The organism is Okeania sp. SIO2B9 (genome assembly GCF_010672505.1).
In the GTDB taxonomy this organism is placed as follows: Bacteria; Cyanobacteriota; Cyanobacteriia; order Cyanobacteriales; family Microcoleaceae; genus Okeania; species Okeania hirsuta.
Window position 1 is genome coordinate 1 of record NZ_JAAHGK010000956.1, and the last position, 3,019, is coordinate 3,019.

3 protein-coding genes are annotated in these 3,019 nt (G+C 38.5%); 2 read left to right on the forward strand and 1 reads right to left on the reverse strand.

From position 1 onward, the window contains the following. The first annotated feature begins 153 nt into the window (after positions 1-153). Both F6K13_RS25940 and cobI read left to right on the forward strand, forming a co-directional pair. Complete coding sequence (locus F6K13_RS25940) at positions 154-783, forward strand: precorrin-8X methylmutase (protein WP_124146281.1); 630 nt, start codon at positions 154-156, stop codon at positions 781-783. Beyond that, the gene (cobI, locus tag F6K13_RS25945; RefSeq protein ID WP_124146280.1) at positions 780-1,550 is read left to right on the forward strand and encodes a precorrin-2 C(20)-methyltransferase; all 771 of its coding nucleotides are present in this window, start codon (positions 780-782) and stop codon (positions 1,548-1,550) included. Before F6K13_RS25940 ends, cobI begins: the two co-directional genes overlap by 4 nt. A gap of 119 nt (positions 1,551-1,669) precedes the next feature. On the opposite strand, the gene F6K13_RS25950 is transcribed toward cobI, so the two are convergent. Beyond that, positions 1,670-2,296, reverse strand: a complete 627-nt coding sequence (locus F6K13_RS25950; protein ID WP_124146279.1) for a response regulator transcription factor — start codon at positions 2,294-2,296, stop codon at positions 1,670-1,672. Positions 2,297-3,019: the final 723 nt, after the last annotated feature.

Here is a 3,019-nt window from a genome sequence, read left to right on the forward strand (position 1 = left end):
GGGTTTACTCCTAAAAAATAGCCTACCTATTTGTAGCAAATATTTATCAAACTGGTATAAGATTTTGAAATCAAGTTCTGCCAAACTGTTATTTCATAAAGCAATGAATTTATTTGAACTATTACCAATTACCAATTACCGAATTTCCCCAAAATGATTGATTATATTCGCAACGGCGAAGAAATTTACCGCAAATCTTTTGCTATGATTCGCTCCGAAGTTAACCTAGAAAGATTTCCTCAGGATTTAGCTCATGTTGCAGTTAGATTGATTCATGCCTGCGGTATGACAAATATTGTAGAAGACTTAGTTGCTTCAGAAGATGCAGTGCAAGTAGGACGTGCCGCATTAATTAATGGTGCGTCAATTCTGTGTGATTCTCAAATGGTAGCTAATGGAATTATCCGTCATCGGTTGCCAGCTAATAATGAAGTTATTTGTACTCTTAATCATCCAGAAGTACCTAAAATGGCTCGACGAATTAACAATACTCGCTCTGCAACAGCAATAGAATTATGGAAATCTCTGAGCAAGAATTCTGTTATCGCCATTGGTAATGCACCAACAGCACTGTTTCACTTACTAGAAATGCTGGATGAGGGTATGGCAAAACCTGCTCTAATTTTAGGCTTTCCTGTGGGATTTGTGGGTGCAGCGGAATCAAAAGCTGAACTGGTAGCAAATAGTCGAGGAATTCCATTTATTACTCTCCATGGAAGACGTGGAGGGAGTGCGATCGCTGCTTCGGCAGTGAATGCTTTGGCAAAGGAGAGCGATTTATGACAGAATTAGGACGACTGTATGGATTAGGCATTGGACCTGGCGACCCAGAGTTGTTGACCTTGAAAGCACACCGCATTTTGACTACTGTTCCAGTAATTGCTTACCCTATTTCTGAAAATGGTAAAGCTTTAGCACGGGCGATCGTCTCGGACTTTATTCGTCCCGACCAGATAGAAATTTCTATGTCTTTACCGTTTGATGTTAAGCGATCGCCACATCCCTATTATGATATAGCTGCCACCAAGATTGCCGAACACCTAAAAGTAGGGACAGATGTGGCGGTGTTATGTGAAGGGGAACCAATGCTTTATGGCTCATTTATGTATCTTTTCCAGCGACTTTCAAGACAGTTTCCTACTGAAATTGTCCCGGGAATTTCTTCCATAATGGCAAGTGCTGCCATGCTCGGTGTGCCAATTACTTATCGCAATGATGTGTTGAGTATTATCCCCGCTACTTTGGATGAAACTACTTTGAGCGATCGTCTTGCTGTTGTTGATGCGGCGGTTATCATTAAATTAGGGAGGCATTTTACCAAAGTCCGTAGGGTTATCAATCGTTTAGGGTTATTGCATAGGGCACTTTATATTGAAAGGGCGACTCAATCAAATCAGCGAATTGTTGACATTACTGAGGTTAAGCAGGTTGATGTTCCTTATTGGTCTTTGATTTTGATTCCCAGTCAAATGGAGATGGGGAGATGGGGAGATGGGGAGATGGGGAGATGGAGGGATGGGGAGATGGGGAGGTCGAGAAAGATTTGGTAATGGCGTTGAGATGGAACATTTTCTTCTTCCATCCTGTACAGGGGTTAGCGTCAGCTATGCATCAGCAAACGGGCGTTTGCCCCTACTCCCTACTCGCTATTCCCTACTCCCTGTCCAGATCAAATTGAATGGGCAAAAATAGCAGCTTGAGTGCGATCGCGTAAATTTAACCTCCTGAGAATATTAGTAATATGATTTTTTACAGTCTTCTCAGAAATATAGAGAGTTTTGGCTATTTCTCGGTTATTTGCACCAGAAGCAATTAATTTTAAAATTTCTTGTTCTCTTGGTGTTAATTCTTGCCAATTTTGGGGAAGGTTACTAACAGGAATTGCCATTTGAGAAATAGCTTTTTTACCTATGCCAGGTCCTAGTTGTGTATAACCTTTAAATACAGCTTGAATTGCCTGACCTAATTCTTCTGAAGGTGTGTCTTTTAGTAAATATCCTGCTGCTCCATATTTCAATGCTTGAGTGACATATTGATCGTCATCAAATGTAGTTAATATTAATATTTTTACTTCTGGGAAACGCTGACAAATTTCTTTAGTTGCTGCTACTCCATCCATTATTGGCATTCGTACATCCATTAAAATTACATCTGGTTGTAGATTTTCTATTTGATTTATTGCCATTTCTCCATTTTCAGCTTCTCCTATTATTTGCAAATAATTTTCTAATTTTAATAAAGCTTTTAATCCACGTCGGATTAAATTTTCATCATCGACTAATAATACTTTAATCATAGTTTCTACTAATTTTATCTAATACCATTTATCACGCATTCTTGCTACATCTCATTGATAGTAGGGAGTAGGGTTAAAAGACATAAGATATTTTGGTTTAATGCCGATAATCGTATGCAAGCATTGCTGAAGCATTATTATTACTTAATAACTGAAGTCCCATCGGAACTATAGCATTAATGCATGGGAATTGGTATAAGGGAATAGGAAGTCGGGAGCAGAGATAATAGAGAAATTGGTAGTGGTGCATAGTAATGTTAAAGGGAGTAAAGGAGTAGTAGACGTAGGGTGGGTTAGGCGGAAATAATTATGAGTCGCTCCTCAAAATCTTAACTGTCTGCCATAACCCACCGAACATACCAAATATTAAGCCAATACGCTGTCTTAATCTTTGCTGTGCATTTACTCTCTAATATCATGTCCGGTAGAACAGTTATAATTAGGCTCGTAGTTTTGCTCTAGCTCTAAAACTAAGTATTGTAAGGGCTAAAGTCCTACTACAAACAAAAACTTTATTATAAGTGATTATCCGAAAACGATATAACATCTGAGTTTAATACCCTAAACTTCACTGGTGATGTCTACAATTGCTTAGGGTTTGTAGAGGAATAACAGCAAATTTTTAGTATCCTCATCCACTTTTCCCTTTTTATTTCTTCTTGCTTTTTCAACGTTATTTATCCACACATAAAAATGAAAATATACCTTGATATCAGGTCTCAT

Bases quoted from the DNA above. Each gene is read 5' to 3' on its own strand.
- F6K13_RS25940 (WP_124146281.1), top strand. From the start codon at position 154: ATGATTGATTATATTCGCAACGGCGAAGAAATTTACCGCAAATCTTTT.
- cobI (WP_124146280.1), top strand. From the start codon at position 780: ATGACAGAATTAGGACGACTGTATGGATTAGGCATTGGACCTGGCGAC.
- F6K13_RS25950 (WP_124146279.1), bottom strand. From the start codon at position 2,296: ATGATTAAAGTATTATTAGTCGATGATGAAAATTTAATCCGACGTGGA.